Source organism: Mesorhizobium sp. M1273 (assembly GCF_040318195.1).
Classification (GTDB): Bacteria; Pseudomonadota; Alphaproteobacteria; order Rhizobiales; family Rhizobiaceae; genus Mesorhizobium.
Genome location: NZ_JAMYLV010000006.1, coordinates 179,843 through 193,250, shown reverse-complemented (window position 1 = coordinate 193,250; position 13,408 = coordinate 179,843). Strand labels below are relative to the sequence as shown.

At 58.8% G+C, this 13,408-nt stretch carries 10 protein-coding genes and 6 pseudogenes; 7 read left to right on the top strand and 9 right to left on the bottom strand.

Features of this window, described 5'->3' with window-relative positions; all coding sequences use genetic code 11:
- Positions 1-134 precede the first annotated feature (134 nt).
- From NKH30_RS09725 to NKH30_RS09710, 4 genes and pseudogenes are all read left to right on the top strand, one after another.
- Positions 135-659 carry a YciE/YciF ferroxidase family protein gene (locus NKH30_RS09725; protein ID WP_352995014.1) on the top strand — a complete coding sequence of 175 codons (525 nt, stop codon included), beginning with the start codon at positions 135-137 and terminating at the stop codon, positions 657-659.
- A gap of 131 nt (positions 660-790) precedes the next feature.
- Positions 791-964, top strand: a pseudogene (locus NKH30_RS09720) (septum site-determining protein MinD); the annotation flags it as partial.
- Positions 961-1,118: pseudogene (locus NKH30_RS33125) on the top strand (cell division topological specificity factor MinE); the annotation flags it as partial. The pseudogenes NKH30_RS09720 and NKH30_RS33125, both read left to right, overlap by 4 nt.
- A gap of 110 nt (positions 1,119-1,228) precedes the next feature.
- Complete coding sequence (locus NKH30_RS09710) at positions 1,229-2,395, top strand: glycoside hydrolase family 1 protein (RefSeq protein WP_352995008.1); 1,167 nt, start codon at positions 1,229-1,231, stop codon at positions 2,393-2,395.
- A gap of 209 nt (positions 2,396-2,604) precedes the next feature.
- Here NKH30_RS09710 and glf read toward each other — a convergent pair whose 3' ends face one another.
- Entirely contained in the window at positions 2,605-3,747 is a 1,143-nt protein-coding gene (gene glf / locus NKH30_RS09705) for a UDP-galactopyranose mutase (protein ID WP_352995006.1), read from the bottom strand.
- Between the two features lie 2 nt (positions 3,748-3,749).
- A complete protein-coding gene (locus NKH30_RS09700; RefSeq protein ID WP_352995003.1) occupies positions 3,750-4,922 on the bottom strand; it encodes a glycosyltransferase in 1,173 nt (390 codons plus the stop codon).
- Between the two features lie 420 nt (positions 4,923-5,342).
- Between NKH30_RS09700 and NKH30_RS09695 the strand changes: the two genes are divergently transcribed.
- Positions 5,343-6,266, top strand: coding sequence for a glycoside hydrolase family protein (locus tag NKH30_RS09695; RefSeq protein ID WP_352527430.1), 924 nt, complete (start codon positions 5,343-5,345; stop codon positions 6,264-6,266).
- Between the two features lie 433 nt (positions 6,267-6,699).
- On the opposite strand, the gene NKH30_RS09690 is transcribed toward NKH30_RS09695, so the two are convergent.
- The 4 genes and pseudogenes from NKH30_RS09690 to NKH30_RS09675 form a co-directional block, all read right to left on the bottom strand.
- The gene (locus NKH30_RS09690; RefSeq protein ID WP_352995000.1) at positions 6,700-7,626 is read right to left on the bottom strand and encodes an ArsR/SmtB family transcription factor; all 927 of its coding nucleotides are present in this window, start codon (positions 7,624-7,626) and stop codon (positions 6,700-6,702) included.
- Between the two features lie 194 nt (positions 7,627-7,820).
- Complete coding sequence (locus NKH30_RS09685; protein WP_352994997.1) at positions 7,821-8,003, bottom strand: DUF982 domain-containing protein; 183 nt, start codon at positions 8,001-8,003, stop codon at positions 7,821-7,823.
- A gap of 289 nt (positions 8,004-8,292) precedes the next feature.
- Positions 8,293-8,428, bottom strand: a pseudogene (locus tag NKH30_RS09680) (ABC transporter permease); the annotation flags it as partial.
- A 626-nt stretch (positions 8,429-9,054) separates the two neighbouring features.
- Complete coding sequence (locus NKH30_RS09675; RefSeq protein WP_352594046.1) at positions 9,055-9,210, bottom strand: hypothetical protein; 156 nt, start codon at positions 9,208-9,210, stop codon at positions 9,055-9,057.
- Between the two features lie 427 nt (positions 9,211-9,637).
- On the opposite strand from NKH30_RS09675, the pseudogene NKH30_RS09670 reads away from it, so the two are divergent.
- Positions 9,638-9,869: pseudogene (locus tag NKH30_RS09670) on the top strand (manganese catalase family protein); the annotation flags it as partial.
- A gap of 184 nt (positions 9,870-10,053) precedes the next feature.
- On the opposite strand, the gene NKH30_RS09660 reads toward NKH30_RS09670, so the two are convergent.
- Complete coding sequence (locus tag NKH30_RS09660; protein WP_352995115.1) at positions 10,054-10,374, bottom strand: FAD-dependent oxidoreductase; 321 nt, start codon at positions 10,372-10,374, stop codon at positions 10,054-10,056.
- A gap of 137 nt (positions 10,375-10,511) precedes the next feature.
- On the opposite strand from NKH30_RS09660, the pseudogene NKH30_RS09655 reads away from it, so the two are divergent.
- Positions 10,512-11,871: pseudogene (locus NKH30_RS09655) on the top strand (IS701 family transposase).
- Here the strand turns inward: NKH30_RS09655 and NKH30_RS09650 are convergent.
- Together NKH30_RS09650 and NKH30_RS09645 are read right to left on the bottom strand one after the other, a co-directional pair.
- Positions 11,845-12,278: pseudogene (locus NKH30_RS09650) on the bottom strand (IS5 family transposase); the annotation flags it as partial. The pseudogenes NKH30_RS09655 and NKH30_RS09650 overlap by 27 nt on opposite strands.
- Positions 12,279-12,518: 240 nt before the next feature.
- Entirely contained in the window at positions 12,519-13,361 is an 843-nt protein-coding gene (locus NKH30_RS09645) for an SDR family oxidoreductase (protein ID WP_352548684.1), read from the bottom strand.
- Positions 13,362-13,408: the final 47 nt, after the last annotated feature.

Sequence of the window (13,408 nt, the reverse complement as noted above, 5' to 3'; positions counted from 1 at the left end):
CGCCTCGACTTAAGATTGAGCAGTTCGTTCCAGCATTCGCAGGACAAGCGATTTGCGGGCCGTGGTGAAGGAACAACAAGGCAGTAGCCTTGTTAGAGCCGTACATCCATCGATAGCTTCAACAGGAGATGAGAATGGCGACGACGAGAAGATCACAGGGCAGTTCCAGGGGCTTGGAAGACCTTTTCTACGATGGTCTGAAGGACATCTACTACGCCGAACGGAAGATTCTGACCGCCTTAAAGAAAATGGCAAAGGGTGCAGAGTCCGAAGAGCTGAAGGCCGCGTTCGAAAAGCATCGAGCCGAGACAGAAGGTCAAATCGAGCGCCTGCAGCAGGTTTTCGACGCGTTTGGCAAGAGGGCCCAGGGCAAGACGTGCCCAGCGATCGATGGCATGATCGAGGAGGGGGAGGAGATTTTGGAGGAATTCGGAGACGCTCCAGCATTGGACGCAGGGCTCGTGGCTGCAGCCCAGGCCGTCGAGCATTATGAAATCGCGCGCTACGGCACTCTTGTGACGTGGGCGGGCTTGCTCGGCCTAAGAGACGCAGTCCCACTTCTGGAACAGACTCTCGAAGAAGAAAAAGCCACCGATGAGGCGCTCACCCAACTCGGCGAAACTGGCGTCAACGAACGGGCAATGCAGCAGGCCGCGTGAGGTCGCCTATTGCTGGGGTGGCAATCCGAAATTTGCATCTTCTTGAGCAGCGCAATGAGCGAATTCGGATTGGCCATTTCCTCTGTCGCTTGCCTGTCGAGCACACGTGTTTTGGCACTAACCGCATTGTACTGCTGCGCGCATCCAATGTGGGCGCGCCGGTTACGCTCAGCGAAAACACGAACCCCGCTGCACGCGCCTATATCGACGCGGCAAGAAGACTTGAGCGCGAGGACCTCCCGGTCATTCTGCCTTTCGAGCGGAGGGGCCTCCTCGACCGGCTGTTGGGAAGGAGGGCAGCATGAACCTGCTCGATATCTCAAGCGCCGCGGCAGCGCGCCCGTGGCGCGCGAGCGCTTGCAATTGCTGTTGGCTTACGAGCGTCGAAGCCGCAACCAGCCCGATCTCGTCTCCGTCTTGCGCGAGGAGATCATGGCCGTGATCGCCAGGCAACGCCAACACGTCGACGTGATGGCAGCCGAATCGAAATCGACGAGGCGACCGAACCTGGCAATGGGCGATCGCCGAACGCAAGTGCTTGCGCCATCCCTGGCCGTCAGGATGCCGGTATGAACGAGGAACCGGCTCGCCGGCCCGCGGCAGATCCTTCTGGCATCGACAGCTTTTTCATGGCTGGTTTCGAGTGTTCCTCGCATCGTCGTGCCGACGGGGTGCGCCTTGATCTGATCCGTGCGACCTCACATGACACCCATGCATGCGGCGACTATCGCCGCTGTGCCGAGCTTGGGCTCCGCACGATCCGCGACGGCTTGCGCTGGCACTTGATCGAAACAGCGCCGGGAGTCTTTGACTGGTCGAGCTGGATGTCGGTGATCGAAGCAGCCCAAGCGGCCGGGGTGCAGGTCATCTGGGACATCTTCCACTATGGTTCGCCAGACCACGTCGACCAAGGCGGCCCGGGCTTTGTCGAGGCCTATGTCCGTTTCGCCACGGAAGCTGTTCGGGTTCATCGCTTAGCCACCGGAGTGGCTCCCCTGGTATGTCCGATCAACGAAATTTCGTTCTTTGCGTGGGCGGTGGAGGTCGGCTATTTCCCGCACGTCGGGCAGAACAAGCGCGGATGGTTCAAACGCCACCTTGTCAGGGCAGCGATCGCCGGGGTCAGAGCAATGCGAGAGGCCGAACCCAGTTGCAGGTTCATCTGGGCTGAACCGCTCATCCATATTGCTCCTCGTGACCGCACTCGCGCCGAGCGGCGGCGCGCCGAAAATGCTCGTCAGGGCCAGTTCGAGGCTTACGACATGCTGGTCGGGCGCGCGGAGCCGCAGTTGGGTGGCAGCGAGGACCTTGTCGACGTCATAGGCCTCAACTTCTACCCGCACAACCAGTGGTACTTGAATGGGCCAACGATACCGATGGGGCACCACGAATACCGGGCGCTTTCGGAAATGCTGGTCGAGGTCGACGAGCGCTACAAGAAGCCGATGTTTATTGCCGAGACCGGCGCCGAGGGGTCAGGACGGCCGGCTTGGCTCCATTATGTTTGCGACGAAGTGCGCGATGCGATGAGCCTCGGCGCACCTATTCAGGGCATATGCCTGTACCCGGTGACGGCCTACCCCGGTTGGGACAATTCGCGCCACGCCCAAGTCGGCTTGTTCTCCACCATTCATGCGGACGGCTCGCGCACCCTTCTCAAGCCCCTTGCCGACGAGTTGGAGCGCCAGCGCGGATTGTTCGACGCCTTCGAAAACGAGCCAGCAGGCGCGGTATAGCCCCGCCGATAGTGCGCCGCGCTTTAACTGCATCGGCAACCCGGTAAGCCTAAATCTGTCCGCCGAGAAAGATCCTGGCGTCCTTGGCCGCGGCGATGGAACGCCTGGCGTGCGAACCCTTGGCGACTTTTCGCCGCGGATGAGGGCAAGGCACGCCTCGATTGTTGCGGGTCGGTCGCCGCGAACGCAGCTTAATCCCGGCGCATCGTTCACTCCGCCGCCTCGCGCTGCGTCGGCATCTGCCCGATGCCGTTTGCCGGCATGCTCTTTTGAATGCGTGCGAACGTCGCCAAAGCCTGCCCGACGACCTGATCCATATTGTAATAGCGATATGTCGCCAGACGTCCGACAAACCAGACCTGTGGGCACGCCGCTGCCAAAGCTTCGTAGCTTTTGTACAACGCCTCGTTTTCGGGCCGCGGCACCGGGTAATAAGGATCTCCGATGTCCGAGGGATATTCGTAGGTCAGGCTGGTCTTCGGACTCTTCTGTCCGGTCAGATGCTTGTACTCGGTGATGCGGGTGTAGTTTTCCGTCTGCGGATAGTTGACGACGGCGACCGGCTGAAACTCCTCGCAATCAAGGGTCACGTGCTCGAAGCGCAGCGAGCGGTAGGGCAAGCGACCCAGCTTCCAATCGAAAAATTCGTCGATTGGCCCGGTGTAGATCATCCGCTGGAACGGAATCTTGTCGCGAATCTCACGATAGTCGGTCTGCAGCATGATCTTGATCTTGGGATTATCCAGCATGCGCTGGAACATGCGCGTATACCCGCCTGCCGGCATTTTCTGGAAAGTGTCGCCAAAATAGCGATCATCCCGATCGGTCCGCGTTGGCACCCGCGCTGTGACTGATTTGCTCAACTGGGAAGGGTCAACACCCCACTGCTTCCTGGTGTAGCCGCGGAAGAATTTCTCGTAGAGCTCCCTGCCCACGGTGCTCACGACGACGTCTTCGGCTGTGCGGACTTCCTCCACCGTCTCTCGCCGGGAAGCGAAGAACTCCTGCAGCTGCTCGGATGTCAGCTTAAGGCCGTAAAGGCGGTTTATGGTGTCGAGATTGATCGGTATCGGCAGTAGCTTTCCGTCGACCAGCGACAGCACGCGGTGTTCGTAAGACCGCCATTGGGTGAACTGCGACAAGTAGTCGATGATCGATTGGGCGTTGGTGTGGAATATGTGCGGCCCATAGCGGTGGATCAGGATCCCCGCCTCATTATAACAGTCATACGCATTGCCGCCGACGTGATTTCGTCTATCGACGATCAGGACGCTTTCTTGTCGTTGCGATGCGATGCGTTCCGCCAGCACGCTGCCGGCGAAGCCGGCGCCGACGATCAGCCAGTCGAACATGCTCACGCTCCCCTCAGCAACGGCACGACGCTCTTCATCGCGTAGGCGCGCTGGATGTGGGCCGCCATCGCATTCCAGGTCTTCTCCCAGGACATGTCGGCGAGGTAGGCGTCGACTTTCTCCACCAGAAAATCGCGGGGACGCGCCAGGATGGATCGAAGCTTGGCTTCGACATCCTCGGCGTCGACAATGTCGACTAGGCCTTCGGCGCCATAGGTGCGTACGACGTCGACGATCGCCGTGGAAACCACCGGCAGTCCTGCCGCCAGGAATTCAGGAGTCTTTGTCGGACTGATGTAGCGTGTCGCCTCATTGAGCTTGAAAGGCATCCAGCCGGCACTCCAATGCCGGAGATAGCGTGGCAGGTCGGCATAGGACTTGCCGCCCAGCCAATGCAGGTTGCTTGCCGTGGGCAGCCTCGCCGGATCGATCTTGACCACAGGGCCGAGCATGACGAAATGCACGTCCGGCATTGCCGCAGCCGCCTGCGCTACCAATTCGACGTCGAGCCGCTCGTCAATGACCCCGAAATACCCCACTCTCGGGTGAGGTATGTTGGCCTGGTCGAGTGGGTCCTCACCCGGCTCTCTCGCCTGATGGAAATGTGCAACGTCGATGCTGCTTGGGAACGGAAAGATCGAACGATGCAGGCTTCGCTTGGCCTCGTAAAGGCTCTGCCCGCCCGTGAAGACGATATCGGCATGTTGGAACAGCGCCTTTTCCAGCTGATTCAACTCTGCGGGTGCGTTCTTGAACGCGGAGAGTTCATCCATGCAGTCGTAGACGCAGAGGTCATAGGCGAGGTGGTCGCTGAAACGCAGCGCCATGGGCGTGTAATACCACGCGGTCAACCGTTCATGCGGCGTCGAGGCGACGATCTGGTCGACGAATCTGCGCTGGAGCGCATCCGCCTTGGTCGCGGACGTGCCGACTGGAATAACCGGCGTCGCAATTCTGATCGTAGGTGAAACATCGTTCACCCGCATCGAAGCGTGGCGCCTTTCGTCGAAGATCGGCTCTTCGAAATAAATTAGCTGCTGCTGTTTTGAGGCGAGCGTCAGAATGTGTTGCGGTCTTTGGAATACGAAATTCCATCGGAGGTGGGAAAAGCAAAGTAAAATTGACGACTGTACGGGGGTATTTGGTGTTAGGGGGGTGCCCACCGCCATTTCCATGTAGAAATCCTTGGTTGCAGTTACAAATTTGCCTTGATTAACATACGCTAATCAAGGCAGCTTCGAATGAAATTCGCAGCCATCTATATAACTTCCATCCCGATAAGTTGTTCCATAGCGCCAAACTGTCTCGGACGAGGCCAGCGGTCCGCTCCACTCCGGCGATGGCTCAACAGAGAAGGGCAAGCCGGACGACGCTGCATCCAGCTGACATGATGGCCGCTCCAGAAGCTGAAGCCCCGCGCCGTGCGTGATCTCACCCAAAATGTGGCGCATTGCCACAGAACGGTTGAAATCGTTCAATCGTTCAACAACCGTTCATGGGCGGAGTTATAAATAAGGCCTGCGAATCGATTCGGCTGAGTCACGCAGACGGTCCAAATGAAAGGGCCCGAGAAACAATCGCGGGAATGCTTGGGAATGAAGATCGACTTTGAAACCAACGTCTTCCCGTTGTTTCACCCGCAGGCCGTGGATGATCTGAAGGACCCTTGTCCGGTGTTTGACGGCACGCTCTGGCACGTCTTCGGCTCCAGCGGCACCGTCACAACCGAGAGCTGGAAAATCCTCCACGCCACAGCGCCGGATCTTTATGGACCCTGGACAGAGCACGAGGCGATCGTTTTGCCGGTAACCGGATCGGGCATTGCGGCGCCCGGCGTCATTCATGAGTGCGGCGTCTTCCACATGTTTATCCAGACCGAATTCATGAAGTCCGGCGGACGTTGCGAGCACGCGGTCTCCAATGACGGCTTTCATTGGGTGGTGCTCAATCCGGCGATATTGTCGCTGCCCGACACCGATGAGGACGGCATCTACGATCCCCACCCCGCAATCATCGGAGGCAAGCGCTATATCGTCTATTCAGGCATGCCCAAATTCACCAGGGTGCCTCAGCCTGATGTCTATCTGGCGCGCAGCCAATCCGATTCTTGGTTCGGGCCATGGAAACGTCTCGGCAAGATACTCGATCATCTCGACGTGCCGCATCACAATGCGCGCGAGCACCCCGATTACGAGTGGGGGATAGAAGGGGCGCAACTGGTTGAATTGCCGGATGGCCGCGTGCTTCTCAACGCTACCTGCTTCCTCCCCGACGGCCCCCGTGGAAGCCGTCAACGCGTTTTCTTTGCTATCGCCGATAGGGTAGAGGGTCCTTATGTCTCGGTCGGCCCCGTCCTTGATCCTGGCGAGCCAGGAGAGAATGGCCATTCGACCGTAATGATCGAAGGCCGGCAATTGACTTTATTCTACCAGAGCAGACGCGAGACGACGAACCACCGCTGGCGATATGGTCTGGCCAAATGCGACTTGGATCGGCACATACTTTCCAGAGTTGCCTAGAGAACGTGATCCAGGAGCGTAGCCGCTGGGCTACCCACCTCGTCCAGGTCGCATTGCCCGACGGACGCCGACAAAAACCCAAGAACGGCACAGATTAAGCTCGCTCATCACAATGGTGTTGCCAGTCGCCGTTTCTGATCGATGGTCGTCAAGTGATAACCGATGGCTAGATGTCCTAGGCTGATGACATAGCCAGTCGGCGAAGCCTGCGACGAGGCAGGTTGGGAGTATGAAATACATCAAGGTAAGCTGGGTCGCCTCAGATAAGTATTTAAATTCTCTTCGAACTCCTTGGTGAGACCAGTCGTGCCAATCGGTTTCTCAGCGTCGGTGACAAGATAGCCGCAAGTCTGACAATTGGATGCCGATTTGGCTAAAATGAAAGGAAGCAGCTGAAAGTGGTTCACTATTTTTCAATCCGGGGTTGATGATATCAACCGGTTTTGATCCTGAGCAGGATATCCTGATCGTAATTTCCAAAGCCCTTGCCGAAAATGTTGATCCCGCCGGGACGCTTGGCGTCGTCCTTGACGCCGATACGGAGACGGATTGAATGATGGCTCTTCAGATCGAGCGCGGCGAGGCCGGTTTCGGAAATCCTGACGCCGTCGACATAGGTGCCGTCAGTGGCAATTCGCCAGTTCTTCAGCTTGCCGTATTGCGAGCCCTTGAGCTTCCACCAAGAAGGCGTGAAGACGCCGCGCTTGTCGCCGAAATCTCCCGGTGACGTCCAGGTGCCGACATCGACGCCATTGATCGTCAGGGTGATGTCCGAGGGCCAGTCGGCGCTGGTGCCCGGAACCTCCGAGGACAGCTCAATCGCCACTTCGAGTTCGGTGATCTCGGCATTGGCGAGCTTGGCATTGTTGGGGAACTGGTATTCGACAAAGCCGCGCGTGAACCACAGCAGCCCGGCTTTCATGCGGGCCGGATCGAGGAAAGTGTTCGGCACATCGAGCAGGCCGATGATGCCGTCCGGCGAACAAAGGCCGCAGGGCGCGGTAACCTCGAAACCGGTGTAGAGCCCGATCGGCATCGACACTTCCATTGCGTCGTTTTTGACCGCACGATATTCGCCCTTGAACACGACGAGCACTTCTTCGGCGGTCGGATAACAGATTTTCTGATTGCCTTTCTTCGCCTTCCGGTTCTCGGTGCGGATCAGCCCCGCATCCTCCAGCACCTGGATGTTTGTCGAGACGGTCGATTGCGGCAGCGACAGCACGGCGGCGATTTCGTTGACATTCATCGGCCCCTTCTCATGCAGCAGTTTCAGCATCGAGATCCGCGCCGAGGAGGCAAGCCCCTTGAGCACGGCAATGCCTTCCTCAGGCTCAATCACCAGAAAATTGCGACTCATGAATTTGCCAGTCTATGCTCGTGGAAGAAGTTATCGCCTCGCTAAATTCGTGTTCTGTAAGCTTGCGTTGGTGGGCGGGACCGTTGCAACGGCGTTGAACGAAACGCCGAGCCGGCAATTTGGTTACATGGAAGCGGCTACACCTTCGGTACGCATTTGAAGCCACACCGCAACAAGGATGTTTGGCTACAGGTCTAAAATTGTTCGCCGCGCAATATCTTGGCGTCCTTGGCTGCGGTGATTGACGCCTTACGCGCTATTCTTGGTGGCTTTTCGCCGCGCAGGTCGGCAAGGCACGTCTCGATTGTAGCAAGCCGCGAGTCGCACCGGGGCTTCGGCCAATCCTTCAGCAAAACTTCGGCCGCGTCGGATACCACGAAAGCGGTCCCTAGAGCTGCGGGCCTGGCGAACTGATCGCATTGCTGTTCCGTCCGTTTCCTTTAGGTTCTGGAACACGAGGTCACAATCAAGGTTCGGCGGCCGCAGCAATGTTTCCCTCCCATGTATGCCTGCAGATCGGTGCGCTCCGATCGACCCTCGCCCCCCTCGGGAAGCCGCGGGTCTTCGCGGGGACAGCTCTTGTGGCGCAGATCACGACACGCGCGGTGCGCCCCTTTCGATGCAAAACGCAGGTCAGGCGGAGACGCGTCGGCCGGCAAGTCGCGCCTATAGGAGCACAACGGCCAGCAGAAAAACCGCGGATGACGCTCTGCCAATAGGCTGAGAGGGAAATCCAGCCCAGGCCGTTCTCGAAGTTCAGCACAATGAACAGGATGCCGAGCAGCAGCACCCCGGCTAACGTCAGAACCTGTCGGCTGCTCTCGTCCCGAACTTCCATGAATATTTGTCCGGTCTAGACCTTCCAGTGCCTCCTTTCCAAGGCCTATCAACCCCTGGACAGCGGCTTGGCGCGCCCCGTCAATCCCGTCGTAATCCAGCCCTAGAGAAGATGCTCGTGATCGCCGCTGTCAAAAAAAGTCGGCTTTGCATTTTCAAAGCCGAACCAGGGAGCGCTCATTCTCCCGGGAGAAGCACAGCAGCCGTGAATTACCGGCCCAGCGGCTGCCTAGACAAAGAAACGAGCTCTGCTTCATCGATGATGCCGGCCATGTAGTTGGCTATGATACGCGAGGCTCTCGCTTCCCGTCGGTCTTCCGGCTCACCATCGACCTTCAACTGTTCGAATACGCGGCTAAGCAACGTCAGCTCTAAGGGGCTGAAATTGCCTGCGCTCTTAGCCTTCCCGACAATTGGTATAATTCAATCTCACCTGCCGAGGTACAATTCGCACCAACACCCTTCAGGATTGGCCAAGTATAAGCGTCGATTTCAATGTCCCGACAAGACGGCAGCGGGTGGGCTGGGAGCGGGTGGGCAGACCGGCCGTGAGGACGCACCACACCCGATGAGCGCCGGACGCGCTCGTCGCTAGCCGGCCTGAATTGGTTTGCCCTTCTTCTTCGGGGGCAGCTTGGTTTCCGCGTCCGCAGCAATCGGCTTCGACGGCGATGTTTCAGCACTCAGTCGCTGCTCGCGCAATCGCGCAGTTTTCGCCTGGCGTGCAAGACGCTCGGAGTCGGTCAATGTGCGAGCTGCGATTGTGGTGCGCTCATATCTTTCCTTGTCGATCCGTCGGGTGCCCACGCTTTGCCCTGCCGCTTTTGCTTACCTCGATGGCCCGCGCCTCTCGAGAACGCGGGCCGATCGGGCCCTCCCATCTGCCAGTAGTGAGGGAGGACCGCTGCCGGCACCGAACCACCATTGCGGCATTGTGTTCCTCCGCCTCCAAGAAAAACCGGTAGATGCGAAAGCTGAACGTGAGAGCCCGGTAGCGGCGTCGAGCGGCGGCCCACGCGGGCCAGTCAGGAGCTATGGACCTGCATATCGCGCCGGCGCCGTCGGTTCGGTCCGACCACAATTCGCCTGGCTCATCCACATTCCTTAACGGCGGCCGGAACAATGCGTCCGACTTAAGTTCGGCCGCAGTCACAAGTATTAGACCGACAAGAAACTGCGTTCCCGGGCAGGGTGGAGACGGCCGAATCCGATCCTTGCCCGCGCGCTGCAGCAGGCCATAAGCGGCGTCGAAGGCGAGATACGCGTTGCGCCACAATACTTCTTCCAGGCTTGGGGTGTCGCGCCTGGTCTAATACCGCGATCTGCTCTTGAACGCGGCGACCGAGGAAATCGGCCACACAGAGATGCTCGCCACGGTGGTCGCCTTGAACCTCGAAGGTGCGCCGCCTCGATACGTGTCCGGACTCACACATTTCGCAGTCCGGTTGGCGATGATGCCGCGCGAGGTGCGGTTGACCCACAGGTCGAAGACATAGTGCAGGTAAATATTGGCCAGAAGCGGCGAAATCACCGAGCCTTGACCCGTGCCCCGCAGGATCTGGAAGAGATACATGCACTCAGTACTCGCCGTCACGATCCGCAAGATAATTGTGCACCTCGCTTGCAGCGACGGCTGCGTGGCCGAAACGCCACCGCAAGCTGATTGATCTCCTTGACGACATCCCCGGCCGCGTAGAGTCCTGGAACGGCGGTCCGCTGGTGCGAATCCGGGATGAGGTTACCGGTTTGGTCACATTCTGCACCGAGATCGATCGCCAGCCTCGGGCGGATGGCAGAGCCCATTGCAGGGTAGATGGTGTCGAACGAAAGCGTCCCACCGTCGGCGAGCTCGACAACTACCTCATTGCCCGCGGTGTGAATTGCATTTGGCGCGCATGAGCCGAGTTTGATTCCAGCCGTCTCAACCCTAGCCTAGGCTAGCACTACTTTGGCCTAAAGTGCCAAAGTAGTGCTAGCACTACTTTGGCAGATTAATCCTCGGTTAACGATGATCGGCCATCTTTGGCGCTCCAACAGGGGTGCGAAGGATGGCAGAGCAGGATGTTGCCCTGACGGAATGGCTGAAGCCGTTCGTTGAGAAGCTTGGCCACAAGAAGCGGCGGCAGATGTGCCCGGTTTATATTTCTGGTCTCATCGGGCCGGGCGATCGCAAGAGTATCGAGCCGATGGCGGAACGCCTTGCGCCTGATCGCTACGACCGCCTGCATCATTTCATCTCGGATGGCATTTGGGACGCCGGTCCGCTTGAGGCGGAATTGGCGGTGCAGGCTGACAGAATAGTCGGGGCTTCGGATGCTTTTCTGGTGATCGATGATACAGCTCTTCCGAAGAAGGGCGACCATTCTGTTGGGGTCGCACCACAATATGCATCGATGCTGGGCAAGCGCGCCAACTGCCAGACGCTGGTGTCATTGACGCTGGCACGCGACGAAGTCCCTGTCCCGGTGGGTTTGCGGCTGTTCCTGCCCGAGAGTTGGACCAGCGATCAGGACAGAATGGCAAAAGCGGGCGTTCCCGAGCTATCGCGCGTATCCCGCACCAAGCCCGAGATCGCGCTCGGCGAGATCGATCGGCTGATTGCGGCAGGTGTCCGGTTTGGTACTGTGCTCGCGGATGCAGGTTTTGGTCTATCCGCTGCATTTCGCCAGGGTTTGAGTGCGCGGGGTCTCACCTGGGCTGTCGGCATTCCCAAGCATCAGAAGGTTTATCCCCATGATGTCGCATTGATCTTTCCTGTCGCCGGCCATGGACGGCCACGTAAGCATTCCATCCCCGATACGCTATCGACAGCAGCCGAAACGATCCTCGCGGCCTCGACGTGGAGGAAACTCAGCTGGCGGCGTGGCACCAAAGGCCGATTGACCGCGCGCTTTGCTGCCCTGCGCATTCGAATTGCTGATGGCAGTCCGCAGCGTATTCTCGACAAGGGACAACAGCATATGCCAGGCGAGGAAGCCTGGTTGGTTGGCGAGTGGCGCTCAAACGATGAACGCAAGTACTACCTGTCCAATCTTCCAGCCGAGGCGACATTAAAGCAGCTGGCGGCGGCCATCAAAGCCCGATGGGTCTGCGAGCAGGCCCATCAGCAGATGAAGGAAGAGCTCGGTCTCGATCACTTCGAAGGCCGATCGTGGCAAGGCCTCCACCGACATGCACTGATGACAATGATCGCTTATGCCTTCCTGCAACATCAGGGCAAAGCGGGAAAAAAAGGACGAGACGCGGCCCGCCTAAACCGACACTGCCAGCCATCCGACGCGCCGTCATAGCAGCACTCTCAAACCACCATCCGCCACAACGATGTCCACACTGCCGTATCCGGTTCCGAATGACCCCAAAATCAATTCTGCCAAAGTAGTGCTAGGACGTAGACTCATTGCCGGGTAGCCAGATGCGGATTGCGACGGTTGAGCGCGGTAAGATAGTTCTCAGCCAACTTGTCGTAGCGGGTTGCGATGCGGCGGAACTGCTTGGCTTTGTTGAAGAAGCGCTCAACCAAGTTGCGGGCCTCATACAGAAGAAGGGGCTGAAGCAGATCGGGTCCTTGCGGTTGGCCTTGGGCGGGATGTTGGCCCATGCCTTTCGCTGACCGCATTACGCAAGGCGTTGGCATCATAGCCCTTGTCGGCGAGCAGCATGGCACCCTCCGGCAAATCCGTGATCAGGTCCGCTGCCGAGGCAATATCACTCATCTGACCTGCCGTGAGCATCAGTTTGATCGGCATGCCTTTGGCGTCGACAAGAGCAGGGATTTTGATTGTCAGCCCGCCTCGGGAACGACCGAGACAATGATCTCGATCCCGATCACGTGCCATTCGAAGTCGGTCAGGTCATATCGGCTCATGCAGAGTCTGGAATCAGATTCCCCTGCAATAGGAAAGCCGCCAGTCGACAATCGACCTCTTAGCGGACGTATTTGATCAATTCACAGGTGATCTTGGGAGTGCCGCAGCCACGAAGTCTTGACCTCGGAATTGCAGTGCCAATGGTGTTCAGCCACCAGCACGGCAAGTCCGGACGTTCCGCAGGGGTCGTTAGTTGCGGCCGTTGTCGTCGATGGCGAGGGAACTCGACAGCTCGCGATAGGTATCGATCTGCTGCTGCAGAATGGCAATCTTCTGCTCTGCCGTGGCAATGGCATCGGCACCGGCAAGGAAACGGTGGGGCAGCACGTCCCCAGCCGCGAGCGTGATCAGGGCGCGCGCAAGCTTGGCGGGGTCACCCCCTTGCTTGCCGTTTTGAGAACGCCAGAAAGCGATCTGCGCCGTCCGCCGCTCATGGTAGTCCTCGACGGAAGGCGCGGCATAGTTGGTCGACTCTTCCGTGAGAAGCTCGGTGCGGAAGAAGCCGGGGTTCACGATCATCGTCTCGATGCCGAACGGCACGACTTCGGTCTGCAGCGCCTCCATCCAGCCGTCGAGGCCGAACTTCGAGGCTGAATAGGCCGAGCAGAACTCGAAACCCATCAGCCCGGCCGTCGAGGAGATCGAAATGACCCTGCCGGACCGCTGGTTGCGCATCGCTGGCAGAAAGGCCCGCGTCACCTTCATGGGACCGACGAGGCTGGTGCTGAGCTGCAGTTGCATCTGTTCGGCGGTCAACTCTTCGAAGTACCCGGCAAAGAAACTCGCCGCATTGTTGACCAGCACGTCGATGCGGCCAAACCGGTCAAGCGTTGCCTGGGCAGCGGCTTCGGCGTCGGCCGCGCTCGTCACGTCCAGCTTGACGATAAGGAGGTTCTCGGACTTTCCGACGGCCCTTGCGACCTTTTCCGTGTTGCGGCCGGTTGCCACCACCTTGTGGCCCGCCGCCAATGCGGCCTTGGCGATATCCAGACCGAGGCCCCGGCCTGCGCCGGTGATGAACCAAACACTCATATTGGGCTCCTGTTCTCTAGGCGCAGATCGGCCCCGAATTCGGACGC

Excerpts from the sequence above, each read along its gene's own strand:
- NKH30_RS09725 (WP_352995014.1), top strand. The coding sequence starts at position 135 with ATGGCGACGACGAGAAGATCACAGGGCAGTTCCAGGGGCTTGGAAGAC.
- NKH30_RS09710 (WP_352995008.1), top strand. The coding sequence starts at position 1,229 with ATGAACGAGGAACCGGCTCGCCGGCCCGCGGCAGATCCTTCTGGCATC.
- glf (WP_352995006.1), bottom strand. The coding sequence starts at position 3,747 with ATGTTCGACTGGCTGATCGTCGGCGCCGGCTTCGCCGGCAGCGTGCTG.
- NKH30_RS09700 (WP_352995003.1), bottom strand. The coding sequence starts at position 4,922 with ATGGAAATGGCGGTGGGCACCCCCCTAACACCAAATACCCCCGTACAG.
- NKH30_RS09695 (WP_352527430.1), top strand. The coding sequence starts at position 5,343 with ATGAAGATCGACTTTGAAACCAACGTCTTCCCGTTGTTTCACCCGCAG.
- NKH30_RS09690 (WP_352995000.1), bottom strand. The coding sequence starts at position 7,626 with ATGAGTCGCAATTTTCTGGTGATTGAGCCTGAGGAAGGCATTGCCGTG.
- NKH30_RS09645 (WP_352548684.1), bottom strand. The coding sequence starts at position 13,361 with ATGAGTGTTTGGTTCATCACCGGCGCAGGCCGGGGCCTCGGTCTGGAT.